We start from the raw sequence: 19,341 nt of genomic DNA, 5'->3' as shown, positions 1-19,341 counted from the left end.
CGGCTGCGCGACGGGCGCGCCGCACACGCGCCCTGAGCCCCGGATGAGGGGTGTAAAGAACCTTCTTACCGGACGGACGGCGCTCACGACGAGTCCATTAGGTGCAAGGTCACATCGCGACACCGGAACGCCACACGCGAATGACACGGGGCCGACACGAGTGCGACACGGGTGTGACTCGACGACGGCTGGGACCCGGTCCGCGCCTCGCCGTGGGCCGCACACGCAAGCCTTGATCACATCGTGAGACGATCCGAAGATTTTCCGGCCGGAAAGACGGGTTTCCGCAGATGGTGCGGCCCGGATGTGCCGTCCGGACGGGACATGACGTGGTTCGGGGGTCACCCGTTATCCGATTTTGACATTGGCACTCGCCTGATTGGCGGAGTCCGAATGGCAAGATGCCGTAAACCCACGAGGTCGCGACACCCGAAGGTGTGTGTTTCCGTCGACCCATCGGCAACGCTTCCCATCCGCCGGAGGAACCCACGATGACCGCAAGCTCCACCCGTCGTACGACCGCCGCGCACTCCCGCCTGGCCGCGGTCGGTGCGATCGCGGTCGCAGGCGCCCTGCTGCTCACCGGCTGCGGTGACCAGACCAAGAACAAGGACTCCGGCAGCGCGTCCACCAGCACTGCCCCGCTGGCCGACAAGCTCCCCCAGGACATCCGCAGCAAGGGTGTCATCCGGGTCGGATCGGACATCGCCTACGCCCCGGTGGAGTTCAAGGACTCCTCCGGCAAGGTCGCCGGCCTCGACCCGGACCTCGCCGCCGCCATGGGCAAGCAGCTCGGTGTGAAGCTCGAGTTCCAGAACGGCACCTTCGACGCCCTGCTCACCGGTCTGCGCTCGGGCCGCTACGACATCGCGATGTCGGCGATGACCGACAACAAGAACCGCCAGGAGGGCGTCGACCCGGACACCGGCAAGAAGGTCGGCCAGGGCGTCGACTTCGTCGACTACCTGACCGCCGGCGTCTCCATCTACACCCGCAAGGGCGACACCAAGGGCATCACCTCCTGGGCGGACCTGTGCGGCAAGAAGCTCGCCGTCGAGCGCGGCACCGTGTCGGAGGACCTGGCCAAGCAGGAGGCCAAGAAGTGCCCGGCCGGGAAGAAGCTCACCATCGAGCCGTTCGACGACGACCAGCAGTCCCAGACCCGGCTGCGCTCGGGCGGCGTGGACGCGGCCTCCTCCGACTTCCCGGTCGCCGCGTACGCGGTGAAGACCTCCGGCGGCGGCAAGGACTTCCAGATCGTCGGCGACCAGGTCGAGGCGGCGCCGTACGGCATCGCCGTGGCCAAGAACCAGACGAAGCTGCGGGACGCCCTGCAGGCCGCGATGAACGCCGTCATCAAGAACGGTGAGTACCAGCAGATCCTGCAGAAGTGGGGCGCCCAGGACGGCGCCGTCAAGGAGTCCGTGATCAACGGCGGCAAGTGACCGCGCCTGCGGCACCGAGAGGCAACACCCGTGACTGACATCGACACAACGGCGGCCGGGGAGCAGGGCACTCCCCCGGCCGGCCCGGAGGCCATCAGGGCCATTCCGGTCCGGCACTACGGACGCTACGTCTCCGCCGTCATCGCCATCGCGCTCCTGGTCGCGATCATCTACGCGTTCAGCCAGGGCAAGATCAACTGGCACGCGATCCCGGACTACTTCTTCGACGACCGGATCATGCAGGGTGTCGGCAAGACGCTGCTGCTGACGGTCCTGTCGATGCTGATCGGCATCGTCGGCGGCATCATCCTCGCGGTGATGCGCCTGTCGAAGAACCCGGTGACCTCGTCGATCGCGTGGTTCTACATCTGGTTCTTCCGCGGCACCCCGGTGCTGGTGCAGCTGTTCCTGTGGTTCAACCTGGGCCTGGTCTTCGAGTACATCAACCTCGGCCCGATCTACAAGAACTACTGGTCCGACTTCATGACGCCGCTGCTGACGGCGCTGCTCGGCCTCGGCCTGAACGAGGCCGCGTACATGGCCGAGATCTGCCGCGCCGGTCTGCTCGCGGTGGACGAGGGCCAGACCGAGGCCGCCCACGCCCTGGGCATGAGCCACGGCCGGACCCTGCGCCGGATCATCATCCCGCAGGCGATGCGCGTGATCGTGCCGCCGACGGGCAACGAAGTGATCAACATGCTGAAGACGACCTCGCTCGTGGCGGCCGTCCAGTATCCCGAGCTGTTCCGCTTCGCCCAGGACATCGGCCAGAACTCCGGTGCCCCGGTGGAGATGTACTTCCTCGCCGCGGCCTGGTACCTGATCATGACCTCGGTGCTGAGCGTGGGCCAGTTCTACATCGAGCGGTACTACGCGCGTGGCTCCAGCCGCCAGCTGCCGGCGACCCCCTGGCAGAAGGTGAAGGCGAACATGATCTCCCTGGGCCGGCCGAAGGGAGGCATGGCATGACGGACAGGCTGAGCAAGGTGCAGGACACCCCGCCGAAGGGGAGCGTCCCGATGGTCAGGGCCGAGGGCGTGCACAAGTCCTTCGGTCACGTCCAGGTCCTCAAGGGCATCGACCTGGAGGTGAAGCCGGGCGAGGTGTTCTGCCTCATCGGCCCCTCCGGCTCGGGCAAGTCGACTTTCCTGCGGTGCATCAACCACCTCGAGAAGATCAACGCCGGCCGGCTGTACGTCGACGGCGAGCTGGTCGGCTACCGCCAGAAGGGCGAGAAGCTGTACGAGCTGAAGGACAGCGAGGTCGCCCTCAAGCGCCGGGACATCGGCATGGTCTTCCAGCGCTTCAACCTGTTCCCGCACATGACGGCGGTCGAGAACGTCATGGAGGCGCCGGTCCAGGTCAAGGGCGCGAGCAAGGGCCAGGCGCGGGAGCGCGCCCTGAGCCTGCTGGAGCGGGTGGGCCTCGCCGACAAGGCCGGGAACTACCCCTCCCAGCTCTCCGGCGGCCAGCAGCAGCGGGTGGCGATCGCCCGGGCGCTGGCGATGGACCCCAAGCTGATGCTGTTCGACGAGCCGACCTCGGCCCTCGACCCGGAGCTGGTGGGTGACGTCCTGGACGTCATGCGCGACCTCGCCGAGTCGGGCATGACGATGGTCGTGGTCACCCACGAGATGGGCTTCGCCCGCGAGGTGGGCGACAGCCTGGTGTTCATGGACGAGGGCGTGGTGGTCGAATCCGGCCATCCGCGCGACGTCCTGACGAACCCCCAGCACGAGCGGACGCAGTCGTTCCTGTCCAAGGTGCTCTGAGCGTCACCGGGCGAGAGGGGCGGTACGGGCTTCCCGTACCGCCCCTCTCGCGTCTTCGGCCCGTCCCGGCCGGTTCACTTCACGGCGAGCAGCAGGGTGTCCGAGGGCGAGCACCACACCGGCCGAGCCTCGCCGAAGCCGTGCGCGCGCAGGGTGCGCGCATGCCACGCCGAGGAGGGCATGTCGCCGTCGGCGTGGTCGCCGTAGATCTCGAAGCGGCGGGCGGTGGGTCCGGCGAGGACGGGGTCCTGCGCGGCCAGTTGCCACCACTCGGACCAGTCGGGTACGCCGTCCCGCTTGGCCTGATCCATGCGCGCGTGCCGCTGGGCCCGCTCGGCGGCGTTGATCCGGGGCGTGCTCTCGTCGATCATGTGGTCCGCGTTCATGAAGACACCGCCGTCGCGGACCAGTTCCGCGACCCGACCGTAGAGGGCCGCGAGGGGTTCGCTGTGCAGCCAGTGCAGGGCCGTGGCGGTCAGGACGGCGTCGTAGGAGTCGTACGGCAGTCCCGCCGGCCAGCCGGGGTCCTCGAGGTCGGCCTCGACGAACGTGACCCGGTCGTCGCCCTCGAAGGTGCCGCGGGCGATGGCGAGCAGGGCCGGGTCGAGGTCGACGCCGGTACTGGTGGCCGCCGGGAACCGCTGCAGGAGCCGGGCGGTGATGCTGCCGGTGCCGCAGGCGAGGTCGAGGACGCGCGGTGCCGTGCCGACAAGCGCTTCGACCATGTCGAGCATGATCCGGAACCGCTCCTCGCGGTCGGGCATGTACCACTCCTGCTGCCGGTCCCAGCTCTCCTGCCAGCCGGCCCAGTCGGTTCCGGTGCTGGTACTGGTGGTCATGGAAACCCCGTCTCCCCTCGTCCGCGTAATACCCTGGAAGCGCGACCGGCTGTTACAAGGTCGTGCTCGTGACCATAGAGCGCCCTCGTAAGGACTTCAAGTGGAACTGGCCTATTACTCGGATTACGCCGTCCGTCTCGTCAACAGCGAGGAGCCGGTCCGGGGCAAGGACTCCCTGACCTCGGTCGAGGCCGTCCGCGACCTCTTCGGCGCCAACGCGTCGGCGGCCCGCCGCGCCACCGACGCCGACGTCACGCGCTTCCGCTCGGTGCGGGCCCGGCTGCGCGCGGTCTTCGAGGCGGCCGACAACGGCGACGAGACGCTGGCCGTCGACCTGCTGAACTCCCTGCTGCTGGAGTTCCCGGTCAGCCCGCAGATCTCCGGGCACGACCACCGCGACGAGGACGGCCGCCCCCTGTGGCACATGCACCTGGCCGACCACCCGTCCAACGCCACCGCGGGCTACGCGGCCATCGCGGCGATGGGCCTGGCCTTCCACCTCACCGAGTACGGCGTCGACCGCCTGGGCCTGTGTCAGGCGCCCCCGTGCCGCAACGCCTACCTGGACACCTCGACCAACCGCTCCCGGCGCTACTGCTCCGACCGCTGCGCCACCCGCGCCAACGTGGCCGCCTACCGGGCGCGCAAGCGCCTGGAGGCCGACCGGTCGGTGAGCAGTGGCCTGGCCGCGGAGAACACCCAGCGCGCGAGCGCCAGCGGCGAACGCTGACCGGCCTTGAGCGGCCGGTACCGCAGCAGCGCCCTGCCGAGGACCAGCTCGTCGGGCACGACCCCGTAGTCCGTGCTGTCGCCCCCCGCGTACGGGTTGTCGCCGAGCACCCACCAGCCGCCCTCGCGCCGCTCGGCGGCCCGCTTGACGACGAGCAGGTCCTGCTGGAACGGATGCCGCAGTACGACGATGTCACCGGGCCTGACCATCCCCCCGTACCGGACCACCAGCTGGTCACCGTGGTGGAGCGTGGGAACCATCGACGGCCCCGTCACCTCGGCCAGCCCGAAGGGCGCCACGGCCCTCCCCCGCTCGGTCTCCTGCGACAGCTCCGGCATGCCCGGCACCTCCCCGGTCCGTTCCTCCACCAGTCTCAGTCTGACCCTGGACTTTTGTCCTAAGCCCTAGGGGGCACCCGAGAAATCGCCTTCCCCAGGGAGTAATGTCGCACCTGAGAAGACGATCACGAGGAAGGAATGCTCCATGCTTTCCCGCCTGTTTGCCCCCAAGGTCAAGGTCAGCGCCCACTGCGACCTGCCCTGCGGCGTGTACGACCCGGCCCAGGCCCGCATCGAGGCGGAGTCGGTGAAGGCCGTCCAGGAGAAGATGGCCGGCAACGACGACCCCCACTTCCAGGCGCGCGCCACCGTCATCAAGGAGCAGCGCGCGGAGCTCGCGAAGCACCACGTCTCCGTGCTCTGGAGCGACTACTTCAAGGCCCCGCACTTCGAGAAGTACCCGGAGCTGCACCAGCTGGTGAACGACACCCTGAAGGCCCTCTCGGCCGCCAAGGCGTCCACCGACCCGGCGACGGGCCAGAAGGCGCTGGACTACATCGCCCAGATCGACAAGATCTTCTGGGAGACCAAGAAGGCCTGATCCTTTTACGCCTTCTGACCTGCGGTTTCTTCGATTGCAGCGTCTCCCTGTCCGCACCCGGTCCGCAGCCCGCCGAGCACGGCGTCCATGGCGGGCCGGGTGCGGTCGTCTGCACCCGCGAAAACGGCAGCCGGATGTGCTGGTACGGCCCCTGCGCGCAAACGTCTGTGCGAAGCTGAGGGGCGTGACTCTGGAGGACCTCAGACGGCTGCGGCGGGTGCGCGACCGCATGGACCGCGAGTACGCCGAGCCCCTCGACATGGCGGAGCTGGCCCGTGGCGCCCACATGTCGCCCGGCCACTTCCAGCGCAGCTTCCGCAAGGCGTTCGGGGAGACGCCGTACAGCTATCTCATGACCCGGCGCGTGGAGCGGGCCAAGGCCCTGCTGCGCCGGGGCGATCTCACGGTGACCGAGGTGTGCCTCGCCGTCGGCTGTACCTCGCTGGGCTCCTTCAGCTCCCGCTTCACCGAGTTGGTCGGGGAGACCCCGAGCGCCTACCGCGCCCGCTCCCACGAGGCGAGCGCGGTGATCCCGTCCTGTGTGGTCCGTACGTTCACCCGGCCGCGCCGCCGGCCGTACTGAGCAGGAGTCCGAGTCCCTGTGCGGGGCGGCCCCGGGCGGCCTAGCGTGACCTCATGGACGTGCAACTCAAGCAGTGTTTCATCGCCGTGGACGACCACGACAAGGCCCTGGCCTTCTACTGCGACGTGCTCGGTCTCGAGATCCGCAACGACGTGAGCTTCGAGGGAATGCGGTGGGTCACCGTGGGCTCGCCGCTGCAGCCGGGCGTGGAGATCGTGCTGGAGCCGCCCGGCGCGAACCCGGACGCCTCCCCTGCCGACCGGCAGGCCCTCGCCGAACTGCTCGCCAAGGGCATGCTGCGCGGGGTCAACTTCACCACCGACGACTGCGACGCCCTCTACGAGCGGGTCCGCGAGTCCGGCGGTGACGTGCTCCAGGAGCCCACGGACCAGCCGTACGGCGTGCGCGACTGCGCCTTCCGGGACCCGGCCGGGAACATGCTGCGGTTCATGGAGCGGCCCACGGGCTGAGAAATTCCGCCCGCTCGCCGGCCCGGCCGCCTACGATCCGCACCGTGACACCGATCCGCTGGACGTACGCCTTCATCGACCGCCCCGCCGCCCGCCTGGCCGAGGCCCGCGCCTTCTGGACGGCGGTCACGGGGACGGGGTTGTCGCAACCGCGCGGGGAGCACGGGGAGTTCGTGACGCTGCTGCCGGCCGGGGCGGACCCCTGCGTGAAGATGCAGGGAATCCTCGACGGGGCCGGGGGCGCCCATCTCGACTTCTTCGTCGAGGACGTGAAGGCGTTCGGGGACACCGCCCGGCGCCTCGGCGCGGACCTGGTGGCCGATCACCGCGAGTGGGCGGTACTGCGCTCGCCCGGCGGACAGGCGTTCTGCGTCGGCGCCTGGCACGGCGAGACCGAGCGCCCGCCCGTCGTCGACGGCTGCCGACTCGACCAGGTGTGTCTCGACGTACCGCCCTCGGTGTACGACGCCGAGACCGCCTTCTGGGCGGCGCTCACCGGGTGGGAGCTGCTGACCGGGTCGCTGCCGGAGTTCCGTGTGCTGCGGCCGCCGGCCGGTCTGCCCGTCCGCGTCCTGCTCCAGCGGCTCGGTGCCGACGGTCCCGCCTCCGCGCATCTGGACCTCGCCTGCGCGGACGTGGAGGAGACCCGCGCCCGGCACGAGCGGCTGGGCGCGGCCTTCGTCCGCCGGGGCAGGCACTGGACGGTGATGCGCGACCCGGCCGGCGGTACGTACTGCCTGACCGGCCGCGACCCGGAGACGGGAAGTCTGCCGGCCGCCGGAACCTGAGGTCACGGGGCGCCCCCGGTCAGCCCCAGGGCTCCACCCCGACCACGGCGCTCACGGGCACCGGCCCGTACACGTGCGGGAACTCCTCGCCGTTCGGCGGCATGGCCTCGTACCGCACCGGCACCCCGAGCCTGGCCGGGTCCACGACCAGCACGACCAGTTCGTCGGGGCCCTCGTAGTCGCCGTAGAGGAAGGCCGCGATGCGGGGGAGCTGCTCACGGGTGGAGAAATGGACGAAGCCCTCCTCCTGGAGGGTGCGGCCACGGGTGGACACCTCGTAGGTGCCGGACGCGCGGGCAGCCTCCCAGAGGGAGCGCTCGGTGATGTGCACGATGTGCGGAAGCTTCGGCATGCGGCGACGCTACGGCCTCGGCCCGGCCGCCCGCATCTCGATTCGACCCCGGTCCCGGGTCCGTCCCGTACTCCGGTCGTCGGGCTCAGGGGTTTCCCGCGGGGGGTTCTCCCGGGCGTCGCGGCCGGTGGTCCTCTGCCGCCGGGGTGGCCAGGGGTTCGCTCGGCTCCGTGCCGGCCGCGCAGTCGGGGTTGTGGCACGGGCCGGGGCCCCACTTCGGTACCCAGGCGCCCAGCGTCTTGTGCCGTCCGACCACCGTCTCGACGGGCTGTCCGCAGACGGGACAGACGTGGCCCTCGCTGTCCATGCCCTCAGGGTAGGGCGGGTGAGGGTGCCGCGCTCCCCGTGTGGAGCGGGTCCCGCACGCCGTGGGGATGTGCGGGACCCGCCCTGGCCGGAGCCACCGGTGGCCGTGCGGGGTCAGGAACCGCGCGGCCCCGGTGACTCCGGGGTCTCTTCGACCGGCGCCGGTCTAGCTGCGGCGCCGGGTCACGAACTCGGCCAGCGCCAGCAGGCCGCCGGCCGCCTCCGGCGCGGGTACGGCGCGGGCCAGTTCCTGCATCGCCCGGGCCATCCGGTCGGCCGCCTCGGCCTGCGCCCAGTCCCGGCCGCCGGCGCGCTCGACGGCCAGGGCCGTGCGGGCGATGTCCTCGGCGTCCCCGGTGACGTACGGCTTCCCGTACAGCTCGGCCAGCTCGGTCGCCGCCGGAGTGCCGGAGGCGAGGGCCGCCACCACGGGCAGGGACTTCTTGCGGACCGCGAGATCGGCGCCGGCCGGCTTGCCGGTGCGCTGCGGATCACCCCATATCCCGATGACGTCGTCGATCAGCTGGAAGGCGAGCCCGGCCTGCCGGCCGAATCCGTCGAGCGCCGCCACCTCCTCGTCACCGGCGCCCGCGTACAGCGCGCCGAGGGCGCAGGCGCAGCCCAGCAGGGCGCCGGTCTTCGCCTCGGCCATGGCGAGCACCTCGTCCAGGGTGACCTCGTCGGGGGCGCGCCGCTCCATGGCTGTGTCGGTGTGCTGTCCGGCGCACAGTTCGACCACGCAGTCGGCGAGCCGGGCGGCGGCCGGGCCGGAGGCCGGGTGCGGGTCCTCGGCGAGCAGCCGCAGGGCCAGCGCCTGGAGGGTGTCCCCGGCGAGGATCGCGTCGGCGTCGCCGAACACGGTCCAGGCCGTGGGCCGGTGCCGGCGGGCGGTGTCGCGGTCCATGACGTCGTCGTGCAACAGCGTGAAGTTGTGGACCAGTTCGACCGCCGCGGCCGCGCGCACGGCCGCCGTCCGGGCCGCCGGTCCGCCGAGCGCTGAGGCGGCGGCGAGGACCAGCGCGGGCCTTATCGCCTTGCCTGCGTTGTCCGCCGCAGGTGTGCCGTCCGCGTGCTGCCAGCCGAAGTGGTAGAGCGCGATCCGGCGCATCGGGCCGGGCAACGAGTCGACCGCCGCGCGCAGTTCGGGGTCGACGAGGGCCCGGGTCCGCTCCAGCAGCGCCGCCGCCTCCTGCCCCTCGAACCGACCGGCCCCGGTGCCGGCTGCCGGGCCGCGCCGCTCGCGCGGCCCGGGTGGTGCGGGCTCCTCCTCCGGCTCGCGGGGCGGTGCCGCCCCGGGTGAAGGCCGTGTGCTCTCCGTCATGTCCGTCATGAACTCGGCCATGGCTCCCCCTCGCACAGTCCGCGGACGGTGGCGCCCCCTCTCCCGCCGGGCGCGCACCCCGAGGACCTACCCGCCCCGGAGGGCGGGGACACGGCCGCGCGGTGCGCAGACATCACCTCCAGCGGCCGATCTCGACGTTCTCCAGCACGCCGAGCGCGTCGGGCACCAGGACGGCGGCCGAGTAGTACGCCGTGACCAGGTACTTGATGATGGCCTGTTCGTTGATGCCCATGAAGCGGACGGACAGACTCGGCTCGATCTCGTCCGGGATGCCGGACTGCCTCAGGCCGATGACGCCCTGCTCGGCCTCTCCGGTACGCATCGCGATGATCGAGGTCGTCCGGGCCTCGGTGACCGGGATCTTGTTGCACGGGTAGATGGGGACACCGCGCCAGGTGGGGATGCGGTTGCCGCCGATCTCGATGGTCTCCGGGACCAGTCCGCGCTTGTTCAGCTCGCGCCCGAACGCGGAGATGGCGCGCGGGTGGGCGAGGAACAGCTTGGTGCCGCGCCGGCGGCTGAGCAGCTCGTCCATGTCGTCGGGGCTGGGAACGCCGTCGTGCGGCTGGAGCCGCTGGTCGTACTCGCAGTTGTGCAGCAGCCCGAACTGCCGGTTGTTGACCAGCTCGTGCTCCTGGCGTTCCTTCAGCGCCTCGACGGTGAGCCGCAGCTGCTGCTCGGTCTGGTTCATCGGCTGGTTGTACAGGTCGGCCACGCGTGAGTGGATGCGCAGCACGGTCTGGGCGATGCTCAGTTCGTACTCGCGCGGCCGGGGCTCGTAGTCCACGAAGGTGTGCGGGATGTCCGGCTCGCCGGAGTGGCCGGCCGCCAGCTCGACCTCCTTCTCGCCGTACTTGTTGGTCCGCTGCTCGGGGATCGAGCGCAGCCGCTCCACGTGCTCGCGCAGCGAGTCGGCGCGCTCGGCGACCTGCTCGAAGTCCTGGCGGCTGAGGATCAGCACGGTGGCCGCCGTGTCCGCGCGGGCGGTGTACTCCCAGATGGCGTCCGGGTCCAGCAGCGCGGCCTCGCCGAAGTAGGCGCCGTCGGCGAGGACGCCGAGGACCGCGTCGTCGCCGTACGGGCCGGTGCCGACCTTCTCCACCCTGCCGTGGGCCAGCAGGTAGACCTCGTCGGTGCGGCTGCCGAAGGAGGCGATGACCTCGCCGGGCGCGAAGTCCCGCTGGCGGCAGCGCCGGGCCAGCTCGGTGAGCACCTCGTCGTCCTCGTAGGAGCGCAGGGCCGGCAGTTCGCCGAGTTCGGCCGGGACGACCTCGACCTGGTCACCGGTCTTGACGAAGGTGATGCGGCCGTCGCCGACGGCGTACGTCAGCCGCCGGTTCACCCGGTACGTGCCGCCCTGCACGTCGACCCACGGCAGGCTCCGCAGCAGCCAGCGGGAGCTGATCTCCTGCATCTGCGGGACGGATTTGGTGGTGGTGGCCAGGTTCCGCGCTGCCGCCGTGCCGAGAGACTGCTGCGGCTTGCCCTGATCCGTGCGGACCTCTTCGCCTACCGACATAAGGAAATGCCCTCTCGTGTATGCCCGGTGCCGAATCGCACACCGGTCTCGCGATCGAGCCTCCCATCACGCAACGTGCTCGCACCATTACCCGAAAGAGCGGGAATGGATCATCGCACTGGTGGGCAGAAAGAGGGCTCTTGTCCGACGCCGCCCCCGATGCGCGACCTGTCCGGATCGGCTCGCACAGCGTGCGAACGATGTGGTCCAAGACGTCCGGTTTCGGTAGAAGCTGCGGTACGCAAGGGCCGCGACCGGCGGCCACGGGCACGGCACGAAGGAGTCGGTCATGGCCCCACCCATGTCCGCGAGCGGGTTTCTCGACGCGCTGCGCGCGGAGGGCGTGCGGGTCGTCGAGGTCGGCGACTGGCAGCAGCACAACCGCAACCACAAGGGGCCGTGGGGTCCCGTGCACGGGGTGATGATCCACCACTCGGTGACCAGCGGCAGCGAGCGCACCGTCGAGATCTGCCGGGACGGCCGTACGGACCTCCCGGGCCCGCTGTGCCACGGAGTGATCACCAAGGACGGCACCGTGCACCTGGTCGGCTACGGCCGCGCCAACCATGCGGGCCTCGGCGACGACGACGTGCTGCGCGCGGTGATCGCCGAGAAGGGGCTGCCGCCGGACAACGAGGCGAACACCGACGGCAACCGGCACTTCTACGGCTTCGAGTGCGAGAACCTGGGCGACGGCGAGGACCCCTGGCCCGACGCCCAGCTGGACGCGATCGAGCGGGCCGCCGCGGCCGTGTGCCGGCACCACGGCTGGACGCAGCGGTCGGTCGTCGGCCACCTGGAGTGGCAGCCGGGCAAGGTGGACCCCCGCGGCTTCTCGATGGCCTGGCTCCGCGAGCGGGTCGCGGAGCGCCTGAAGGCGTAGCCGGCCCCGGGGCGACAATGGGGGCGTGATCAGTTCCGGCCCGCTCGCCCCGCGGCTTCCCTCGCCTCTTCAGGAGGTGCGGGACGCCCGGTTCGCCCGCCGCGGTCTGCGGCTGCTGCTCAAGCGGGACGACCTGATCCACCCGGAGCTGATCGGCAACAAGTGGCGCAAGCTGGTGCCGAACATCGAGGCGGCGCGGGGCCGGGCGCTGGTCACCTTCGGCGGCGCCTACTCCAACCATCTGCGGGCCACCGCCGCCGCGGGACGCCTCCTCGGGCTGCCGACGGTGGGCGTGGTCCGCGGGCAGGAACTGGCGGACCGTCCGCTCAACCCGTCCCTGGCCCGGTGCGCGGCCGACGGCATGCGGCTGCACTTCGTGGACCGCTCGGCGTACCGGCGCAAGAGCGAGCCGGAGATGCTGGCCGGAATCCTGCGCGCGTGCGGCGCCGAGGAGGCGTACGTCGTGCCGGAGGGCGGCAGCAACGCGGCGGCGGTGCGCGGCTGCGCGGCCCTCGGGGAGGAGCTGCGCGGCCGGGCCGACACCGTCGCGGTGGCCTGCGGCACCGGCGGCACGCTCGCCGGACTCGCCGCCGGGCTGGCCGCCGGCCAGCGGGCGATCGGCATCTCCGTCCTCAGGGGCGGCTTCCTGACGGCCGACGTGCGGCACCTGCAGGAGCAGGCGTTCGGCGCCCGCACCGGCACCTGGTCCCTCGACGACCGCTTCCACTGCGGCGGCTACGCCCGTACGACCCCGGAGCTGGACGCCTTCGCCGGTGACTTCGAGCAGCGGCACGGCCTCCCGGTGGAGCGTCTCTATGTCGCCAAGTTGCTGTACGGACTTGTCGCCCTGGCCGAGGAGGGCGCCTTCCCGCGTGGGACGACGCTGGCCGCGGTCGTCACCGGCCGTCCCTTCCCCGAGCCGGAGCAGGCGCTGCCCCCGGACTAACCGGCCTCCCGGTACGCCGCCGCCTCCTCCAGGTCCAGGCGGCGCAGGAGGGCGCGGAGCATCTCGTCGTCGATGTAGCGGTGGTCGCGCAGCCTGACGAAGACCTCGCGTTCGGCGCTGATCATCTCGCGGGACAGCCGGCGGTAGGTGTCGTCGACGGACTCGCCGGTGACGGGGTTGACCTGGCCGAGCCGTTCCCAGACGGCGTTGCGGCGACGCTCCAGCACCGAGCGCAGTCGGTCGGCCAGCGGCGGGGGCAGGGCGTTGCGCTCGTCGGCGAGGAGCTCGTCCAGGCGGCTCTCGGCGGTCCGGGAGGCCTGGGCCTGGGCGTTGGCCTCGGCGAGCGTCTCGGCCCGCTGGTCGCGGCCGGGGAACTTCAGCAGCCTGATCAGCGGGGGCAGGCTCAGGCCCTGGACGACGAGCGTGCCGATGACGGTCGTGAAGGTCAGGAACAGGATCAGGTTGCGCTGCGGGAAGGGATGCCCGCCGTGCACGGTCAGCGGGACGGAGAAGGCGATGGCGAGGGAGACCACGCCCCGCATGCCGGCCCAGCCGGTGACCATCGCACCCCGCCAGGTCGGGTTCTCCTCGCGCTCGCGGACACGAGCCGACAGACGGGGCAGGAAGGTCCCCGGATACACCCAGACGAACCGGGCCACGACCACCACGAGGAACAGCGCGACGGCGTACCCGGCCGCCTCGACGCCCTCGTGCTCCCCGAGGCCCTTGAGCACGACCGGGAGCTGCAGGCCGATCAGGGCGAAGACAGCCGACTCCAGGATGAACGCGACCATCTTCCACACCGCCTCCTCCTGGAGCCGGGTGGCGAAGTCGACCTCCCACGCGCGGTGGCCGAGGTAGAGGGCGACGACCACGACCGCGAGGACACCGGAGGCGTGCAGCTGCTCGGCGACGCTGTAGGCGACGAACGGGATGAGCAGGGAGAGGGTGTTCTGCAGCAGCGGTTCGGTGAGGTGGGTGCGCAGCCAGTGCAACGGCGCCATCAGCACCAGGCCGACGCCGACACCGCCGACCGCGGCGAGCAGGAACTCGCGGATGCCGCCCGCCCAGGTCGCGCCCTCGCCGACGGCGGCGGCCAGGGCCACCTTGTACGCCGTGATCGCGGTGGCGTCGTTCAGCAGGGACTCGCCCTGGAGGATGGTGGTGATCCGGGACGGCAGTCCGACCCGGCGTGCGACCGCCGTGGCCGCGACGGCGTCCGGCGGCGCCACCACCGCGCCCAGCACCAGCGCCGCGGTCAGCGGCATCCCGGGGACGATGAGGTGCGCGGCGTAGCCGACCACGACGGTCGCGAACAGGACGTAGCCGACCGAGAGCAGCGCGACGGGCCGCAGCTGCGCCCGCAGGTCGAGGTAGGAGCTGTCGCCGGCCGACGTGTACAGCAGCGGGGGCAGCAGCAGCGGCAGGACGACCTCGGGGCTGAGGGTGTAGTCCGGCACACCGGGGAGGTAGGAGACCGCCAGGCCGACCGCGACCAGCAGCAGGGGCGCCGGCACCGGGCCCCGCCGGGCCGCGCCGGCGACCGCGGCGCTGCCCGCCACGAGCAACAGCAGCGGCATCACGTCCATGGTCCTCGCCCCACCCTCTTTTTCCGCGCGGCCACCCGCACACCCGTCGTAATCTGGCAATCATGAAACAGTGCACGCACGCCGACGCGCTGCCGCACCCCGAACCCGAGCCGCTCGACAAGACCTGCCCGGAGTGCCTGCGCAACGGCACGCACCCCGTACAGCTGCGGCTGTGCCTCACCTGCGGGCACGTCGGCTGCTGCGACTCCTCGCAGGGCCGGCACGCCACGGAGCACCACACGCGGACCGGCCACCCCGTCATGCGGACCTTCGAACCCGGCGAGGACTGGCGCTGGTGCTTCGTGGACCACGTGCTCGTCTGACCGCGTCCGCGCGCGACCGATGTCCTTCGGCGAACGCGCGCGGGTGCGAGCGATGTTCCCGCACGACCGCGTTCCGGCGCGAGCGGTGTGCTCCTGGTTCGGTGCGCTCGTCCGACCGGGGCCCCGTGTGTGACCGCTCGTACGCGTGTGACCGGTGTGCCGGCGCCGCCGGGTTCTCGTGTGATCGCGTTCCCGTCCGACCCCGTTCTCGTGTGACACTGCAAGGGGCGGCTGCCGCCGACGGTTCGGGCGTCTGACGCCGGGGTACGTCAACCCGGCGCGCGCTCTTCCCTTTTGGGCCCGCACACCCTCTAGACACGGAGCGTATCCACAGCTTTACTGTGAGTGACGCCAGGGGGTTGGGGTCCCGGGGACAGAAACGTTCGGAGCGCGATAGCGTCACCGCGGAACCAACGTATGCGTTACCCCGAGGGGCGACCCTCGGCCCCGCTGAAGCTTGTACCACCATGGAGGTGAGGGTGTCCCAGATCGCAGGCGAGCCCGCGACCCAGGACTTCGTGGAAGTCCGGCTGCCGGCTGCGGGTGCCTACCTGTCGGTGCTGCGGACGGCCACGGCCGGTCTCGCCGCCCGCTTGGACTTCACCCTGGACGAGATCGAGGACCTGCGCATCGCCGTGGACGAGGCCTGCGCGATCCTGCTGCAGCAGGCCGTGCCCGGCTCCGTGCTCAGCTGCGTCTTCCGCCTCGTCGACGACTCGCTGGAGGTCACGGTGTCGGCGCCGACCACCGACGGTCACGCCCCCTCGCGTGACACCTTCGCCTGGACGGTGCTCTCGGCCCTCGCGGGCAAGGTCTCGTCCGCCGTCGACGAGGACAGGACCGTGTCGATCAGCCTCTACAAACAGCGCGGCGCGGGCCCCGGCCCGGCGTGAGGAACGGGGACGGTCCGGTGCGGGACGAAGAGCGCGGCACACGGGAGCTGCCGACGGGGGGCACTGGCCCCGCGGACGGTTCCCGACGCATGGCGGACGGCATCGACGGCATCCCCGAGCAGGCCAGGCCGCACCCGGAGGACGCCTCCTCCGCGGCCGGCGGTGACGGTGCCGTGCAGAGCGCGCCTCCGCGGGGGCGCGGCGGGGTCGGTTCCGCCGCGCGTGCGGAGGGGGCGGCTCGGGGAAGGGCTACGGGCGGGACGATGAGCGAGCACGAGCGATACGCCGAGGACGACGCGCTGGGCGCGGAGGCCGTGCAGGCCGCCCGGCACGAGCCCCAGGACCGCAGCGGGGCGCGTGCGATGTTCGTCGAGTTGCGCAAGCTGAACGCGGGCAGCGCGGAGTACGCGGAGCTGCGCAACCAGCTCGTCCGGATGCATCTGCCGCTCGTGGAGCACTTGGCACGCCGCTTCCGCAACCGCGGCGAGCCGCTGGACGACCTGACCCAGGTCGCCACCATCGGTCTGATCAAGTCCGTCGACCGGTTCGACCCGGAGCGCGGCGTGGAGTTCTCCACGTACGCGACCCCGACCGTCGTCGGCGAGATCAAGCGGCACTTCCGCGACAAGGGCTGGGCGGTGCGCGTGCCGCGCCGGCTGCAGGAGCTGCGCCTGGCACTGACGACGGCGACGGCCGAGCTGTCCCAGCTGCACGGCCGCTCGCCCACGGTCCATGAGCTGGCGGAGAAGCTGGCCATCTCCGAGGAGGAGGTGCTGGAGGGCCTGGAGTCCGCCAACGCCTACTCGACGCTGTCGCTGGACGTCCCCGACACCGACGACGAGTCGCCGGCGGTGGCCGACACGCTCGGCGCCGAGGACGAGGCGCTGGAGGGTGTGGAGTACCGGGAGTCCCTCAAGCCGCTGCTGGAGGACCTGCCGCCGCGCGAGAAGCGGATCCTGCTGCTGCGCTTCTTCGGGAACATGACCCAGTCGCAGATCGCGCAGGAGGTCGGCATCTCCCAGATGCATGTCTCCCGGCTGCTGGCCCGGACCCTGGCCCAGCTGCGGGAGAAGCTCCTCGTCGAGGAGTGAGGACTACTCGGCGCGGCCCGGTCCCTTGATCCCGAGGGCCTGGGTCGTCGCCCGGTTCACCAGCAGGACCAGCGCCGTGACGGCGACGACGGCCAGGGCGATGCCGGCCGGGATGGCCATGCTGTCGGCCTGGACCATGTTGTAGGCCACCGGAAGGGCCATGATCTGCGTGATGACGGCGGGGCCCCGGCTCCAGCCGCGCCGCAGCAGCAGCCCGCGCGCGGCGAGCAGGGGCAGCAGCGCGAGCACGACCAGGGTGACCCCCAGCGTCACGGCCTGCTGCCGGTCGTCCGGGGCGCCGGTGATCCCGAGGACCAGAACCCACAGACCGCCCACGGCCAGCGCCAGCCCCTCGAGCCCGGCCAGAACGGCGGCATACGTCAGCCGCCGCGGACGCGGACCCGCTGCCGCGGCGGCTTCGGCGGTGTCGGGGGCGGGCTTCTGGTCACTGCTCACACCAGAAGGGTAGCCGCCGGCCCCGGGCACCGGCCGAAGGGTGCCCGCCGGACACCAGGGTGAGCCAAGGGGCCGGGGCGCTGCGAAGGTTGCGCCGCTACTGAGGTGAGCCGAGGACCGGGAGACGACACCCCGTCGGGGCGGGCCGAGAGCCGGCCGCCCGCACACAGAGACAGCCGAAAGGGCGCCCGCGAACCGGCCGCCCCGACACCGAGGCGGCCCGAAGGCCACATCGCCGGACACCGCGACTCCCCGGGGGCAGTCGGCCAACACCGCGCCAAAGCCAGGCCCGGCCACCCGACACCGGTGCACGCCCAGGAGCCACGGACGACGACGCGACTTCGCCCGCCCACCCTCCGCAACGAGACCCCGCACCCCCGACCCAGCCCACCGCCCGGCCACCCGACGCCGGTGCACGCCGTGGGGCCGCGGGCGATCGTGCGGGTTTGCTCGGCCGGTCTTCTCGGAGAGGTCCCGCGGGCCCGGTCCAGCCCGTCGTGGCCAGACTCACGTGCTCTCCTCTTACCGGATCCCTACCTCGGTCTGGGCCCGATACCCCCCAGTAGGTACGCTGCCCCTCATGCGTGCACTTCTCGTGGTCAACCCGGCGGCAACCACCACAAGCGCACGCAGGCGTGACGTGCTGATCCACGCGCTGGCGAGCGAGATGAAGCTGGAGGCGGTCACCACCGAGTACCGCGGCCACGCGCGCGACCTGGGCCGGCAGGCGGCGCAGAGCGAGGACATCGACCTGGTCGTCGCCCTCGGCGGCGACGGCACCGTCAACGAGGTCGTCAACGGTCTGCTGCACGCCGGACCCGACCCGGACCGCCTGCCCGGCCTCGCCGTGGTCCCCGGCGGCTCCACCAACGTCTTCGCCCGCGCCCTCGGCCTGCCCAATGACCCGGTGGAGGCCACCGGAGCCCTGCTGGACGCCCTGCGCCAGGGCAGCGAGCGGGTGGTCGGCCTGGGCCTCACCTCGGGCACACCCGGCACCGAGGACGAGGCGGTGCCCGAGCGCTGGTTCACCTTCAACGCCGGACTGGGATTCGACGCGGGCGTGGTCGGCCGGGTCGAGCGGCAGCGCGAGCGGGGCAAGAAGTCGACGCACGCGCTGTACGTGCGTCAGGTGATCCGGCAGTTCCTCGGCGAGCCGAACCGCCGGCACGGATCGATCATTCTCGAGCGCCCGGACGCGGACCCCGTCAACGATCTCGTTGTGGCCATAGTCTCGAACACGTCCCCGTGGACGTATCTCGGCAATCGCCCGATGTACACGTCACCTAAGGCGTCGTTCGATACCGGCATCGACGTGCTCGGTCTCAGCCGCCTCTCCTCCGCCGCAGTTGCCCGGTATGGCACACAGTTGCTCACTTCGTCCCCCGAGCGCGGACCCCACGGCAGGCACGCGGTCTCCCTGCACGATCTGGACCGGTTCACCTTGCATTCGAAGGTGCCTCTGCCGCTGCAGATGGACGGTGACCACCTGGGGCTGCGTACGAGCGTGACGTTCACAGGTGTACGACGTGCACTGCGTGTGATTGTGTGAGCGGAATGGGCCAAAGTCCTTTCACTCGAACGTTTAGGCCAGGATCCACCCCATGGAAGTACGGCTGTGACCTAGTCGACACCGAGGAATCAAAAAAAACTTTCCGGAAGGGGTTGTATCCGCCGCTGAGGTTTGCGAGTCTCTACGTGGCGATCGGGACGGCCCGCAACACCAGCCTCCACTGATCACCGGAACCCCTCTTCACTCAAGGACCACGCCGGGGAAGACTCTGCGGTCGGCCCTTCACTTGTTGAGGGATTCGTGAAAGCGTTCACATTCACAAGCAACTTGCACGTAATACCAAGGAGAGGTAGCAGCCATGGACTGGCGTCACAACGCCGTTTGCCGCGAGGAAGACCCCGAGCTCTTCTTCCCCATCGGCAACACCGGTCCTGCGCTGCTGCAGATCGAGGAAGCCAAGGCCGTCTGCCGTCGCTGCCCGGTGATCGAGCAGTGTCTGCAGTGGGCGCTCGAGTCCGGTCAGGACTCCGGCGTCTGGGGTGGTCTCAGCGAGGACGAGCGCCGTGCGATGAAGCGCCGCGCCGCCCGCAACCGGGCTCGTCAGGCCTCCGCCTGACACTCCACC

General features: G+C 71.1%; 23 protein-coding genes. 15 read left to right on the top strand and 8 right to left on the bottom strand.

What is annotated here, in order from left to right:
• Positions 1–491 precede the first annotated feature (491 nt).
• The 3 genes from ACZ404_RS14235 to ACZ404_RS14225 are packed head-to-tail and all read left to right on the top strand — an operon-like array spanning position 492 to position 3,217.
• On the top strand, positions 492–1,445 hold the full coding sequence (locus ACZ404_RS14235) for an ABC transporter substrate-binding protein (RefSeq protein ID WP_468439458.1): 954 nt from the start codon (positions 492–494) through the stop codon (positions 1,443–1,445).
• Between the two features lie 30 nt (positions 1,446–1,475).
• On the top strand, positions 1,476–2,414 hold the full coding sequence (locus tag ACZ404_RS14230; RefSeq protein ID WP_468439456.1) for an amino acid ABC transporter permease: 939 nt from the start codon (positions 1,476–1,478) through the stop codon (positions 2,412–2,414).
• 50 nt (positions 2,415–2,464) lie between these two features.
• On the top strand, positions 2,465–3,217 hold the full coding sequence (locus tag ACZ404_RS14225; protein WP_468439836.1) for an amino acid ABC transporter ATP-binding protein: 753 nt from the start codon (positions 2,465–2,467) through the stop codon (positions 3,215–3,217).
• A gap of 74 nt (positions 3,218–3,291) precedes the next feature.
• On the opposite strand, the gene ACZ404_RS14220 is transcribed toward ACZ404_RS14225, so the two are convergent.
• Positions 3,292–4,056: a class I SAM-dependent methyltransferase gene (locus tag ACZ404_RS14220; protein ID WP_468439454.1), complete on the bottom strand. Its 765-nt coding sequence runs from the start codon at positions 4,054–4,056 to the stop codon at positions 3,292–3,294.
• 100 nt (positions 4,057–4,156) lie between these two features.
• Between ACZ404_RS14220 and ACZ404_RS14215 the strand changes: the two genes are divergently transcribed.
• On the top strand, positions 4,157–4,786 hold the full coding sequence (locus ACZ404_RS14215) for a CGNR zinc finger domain-containing protein (protein WP_468439452.1): 630 nt from the start codon (positions 4,157–4,159) through the stop codon (positions 4,784–4,786).
• On the opposite strand, the gene sodX is transcribed toward ACZ404_RS14215, so the two are convergent.
• Positions 4,690–5,124 carry a nickel-type superoxide dismutase maturation protease gene (gene sodX / locus ACZ404_RS14210; RefSeq protein ID WP_468439834.1) on the bottom strand — a complete coding sequence of 145 codons (435 nt, stop codon included), beginning with the start codon at positions 5,122–5,124 and terminating at the stop codon, positions 4,690–4,692. The two genes, ACZ404_RS14215 and sodX, sit on opposite strands and share 97 nt — an antisense overlap.
• Positions 5,125–5,269: 145 nt before the next feature.
• On the opposite strand from sodX, the gene sodN reads away from it, so the two are divergent.
• The 4 genes from sodN (at position 5,270) to ACZ404_RS14190 (ending at position 7,506) form a co-directional block, all read left to right on the top strand.
• Positions 5,270–5,665, top strand: coding sequence for a superoxide dismutase, Ni (gene sodN, locus ACZ404_RS14205; RefSeq protein WP_014674929.1), 396 nt, complete (start codon positions 5,270–5,272; stop codon positions 5,663–5,665).
• A gap of 184 nt (positions 5,666–5,849) precedes the next feature.
• Positions 5,850–6,248 (top strand): helix-turn-helix transcriptional regulator, encoded by a 399-nt coding sequence (locus ACZ404_RS14200; RefSeq protein ID WP_468439450.1) that lies wholly within the window; start codon positions 5,850–5,852, stop codon positions 6,246–6,248.
• A gap of 53 nt (positions 6,249–6,301) precedes the next feature.
• Entirely contained in the window at positions 6,302–6,718 is a 417-nt protein-coding gene (locus ACZ404_RS14195) for a VOC family protein (protein ID WP_468439448.1), read from the top strand.
• 44 nt (positions 6,719–6,762) lie between these two features.
• Entirely contained in the window at positions 6,763–7,506 is a 744-nt protein-coding gene (locus ACZ404_RS14190; protein ID WP_468439446.1) for a VOC family protein, read from the top strand.
• Positions 7,507–7,525: 19 nt separating this feature from the next.
• Here the strand turns inward: ACZ404_RS14190 and ACZ404_RS14185 are convergent, their stop codons facing one another.
• From ACZ404_RS14185 to ACZ404_RS14170, 4 genes are all read right to left on the bottom strand, one after another.
• The gene (locus ACZ404_RS14185; RefSeq protein ID WP_468439445.1) at positions 7,526–7,858 is read right to left on the bottom strand and encodes a DUF952 domain-containing protein; all 333 of its coding nucleotides are present in this window, start codon (positions 7,856–7,858) and stop codon (positions 7,526–7,528) included.
• 85 nt (positions 7,859–7,943) lie between these two features.
• Positions 7,944–8,165 (bottom strand): hypothetical protein, encoded by a 222-nt coding sequence (locus ACZ404_RS14180; protein ID WP_468439443.1) that lies wholly within the window; start codon positions 8,163–8,165, stop codon positions 7,944–7,946.
• Positions 8,166–8,330: 165 nt separating this feature from the next.
• On the bottom strand, positions 8,331–9,506 hold the full coding sequence (locus ACZ404_RS14175; RefSeq protein ID WP_468439441.1) for a family 2 encapsulin nanocompartment cargo protein polyprenyl transferase: 1,176 nt from the start codon (positions 9,504–9,506) through the stop codon (positions 8,331–8,333).
• A gap of 112 nt (positions 9,507–9,618) precedes the next feature.
• Positions 9,619–11,025 (bottom strand): family 2B encapsulin nanocompartment shell protein, encoded by a 1,407-nt coding sequence (locus ACZ404_RS14170; RefSeq protein WP_468439439.1) that lies wholly within the window; start codon positions 11,023–11,025, stop codon positions 9,619–9,621.
• 289 nt (positions 11,026–11,314) lie between these two features.
• Here ACZ404_RS14170 and ACZ404_RS14165 point away from each other — a divergent pair, with 289 nt between their 5' ends.
• Both ACZ404_RS14165 and ACZ404_RS14160 read left to right on the top strand, forming a co-directional pair.
• Positions 11,315–11,908 carry an N-acetylmuramoyl-L-alanine amidase gene (locus ACZ404_RS14165; RefSeq protein ID WP_468439437.1) on the top strand — a complete coding sequence of 198 codons (594 nt, stop codon included), beginning with the start codon at positions 11,315–11,317 and terminating at the stop codon, positions 11,906–11,908.
• Positions 11,909–11,933: 25 nt separating this feature from the next.
• Positions 11,934–12,854 carry a 1-aminocyclopropane-1-carboxylate deaminase/D-cysteine desulfhydrase gene (locus ACZ404_RS14160; RefSeq protein ID WP_468439435.1) on the top strand — a complete coding sequence of 307 codons (921 nt, stop codon included), beginning with the start codon at positions 11,934–11,936 and terminating at the stop codon, positions 12,852–12,854.
• Here the strand turns inward: ACZ404_RS14160 and ACZ404_RS14155 are convergent.
• Positions 12,851–14,443 carry a Na+/H+ antiporter gene (locus ACZ404_RS14155; protein ID WP_468439433.1) on the bottom strand — a complete coding sequence of 531 codons (1,593 nt, stop codon included), beginning with the start codon at positions 14,441–14,443 and terminating at the stop codon, positions 12,851–12,853. The two genes, ACZ404_RS14160 and ACZ404_RS14155, sit on opposite strands and share 4 nt — an antisense overlap.
• Before the next feature lie 62 nt (positions 14,444–14,505).
• On the opposite strand from ACZ404_RS14155, the gene ACZ404_RS14150 reads away from it, so the two are divergent.
• From ACZ404_RS14150 to ACZ404_RS14140, 3 genes are all read left to right on the top strand, one after another.
• Positions 14,506–14,766, top strand: coding sequence for a UBP-type zinc finger domain-containing protein (locus tag ACZ404_RS14150; RefSeq protein ID WP_468439431.1), 261 nt, complete (start codon positions 14,506–14,508; stop codon positions 14,764–14,766).
• A 479-nt stretch (positions 14,767–15,245) separates the two neighbouring features.
• A complete protein-coding gene (locus ACZ404_RS14145; RefSeq protein ID WP_006136266.1) occupies positions 15,246–15,659 on the top strand; it encodes an ATP-binding protein in 414 nt (137 codons plus the stop codon).
• Positions 15,656–16,750, top strand: coding sequence for an RNA polymerase sigma factor SigF (locus ACZ404_RS14140; RefSeq protein ID WP_468439429.1), 1,095 nt, complete (start codon positions 15,656–15,658; stop codon positions 16,748–16,750). Before ACZ404_RS14145 ends, ACZ404_RS14140 begins: the two co-directional genes overlap by 4 nt.
• 3 nt (positions 16,751–16,753) lie before the next feature.
• Here the strand turns inward: ACZ404_RS14140 and ACZ404_RS14135 are convergent, their stop codons facing one another.
• Positions 16,754–17,206 carry a hypothetical protein gene (locus ACZ404_RS14135; RefSeq protein WP_468439427.1) on the bottom strand — a complete coding sequence of 151 codons (453 nt, stop codon included), beginning with the start codon at positions 17,204–17,206 and terminating at the stop codon, positions 16,754–16,756.
• Positions 17,207–17,786: 580 nt separating this feature from the next.
• On the opposite strand from ACZ404_RS14135, the gene ACZ404_RS14130 reads away from it, so the two are divergent.
• Positions 17,787–18,755: a diacylglycerol/lipid kinase family protein gene (locus ACZ404_RS14130; protein WP_468439425.1), complete on the top strand. Its 969-nt coding sequence runs from the start codon at positions 17,787–17,789 to the stop codon at positions 18,753–18,755.
• 319 nt (positions 18,756–19,074) lie between these two features.
• Complete coding sequence (locus ACZ404_RS14125; protein WP_003992873.1) at positions 19,075–19,332, top strand: WhiB family transcriptional regulator; 258 nt, start codon at positions 19,075–19,077, stop codon at positions 19,330–19,332.
• Positions 19,333–19,341: the final 9 nt, after the last annotated feature.

The sequence above is a fragment of the Streptomyces sp. NPDC030798 genome (assembly GCF_055572275.1).
The sequence above is the reverse complement of the archived record's forward strand: the minus strand, read 5'-3'. Positions and strand labels throughout refer to the sequence as shown.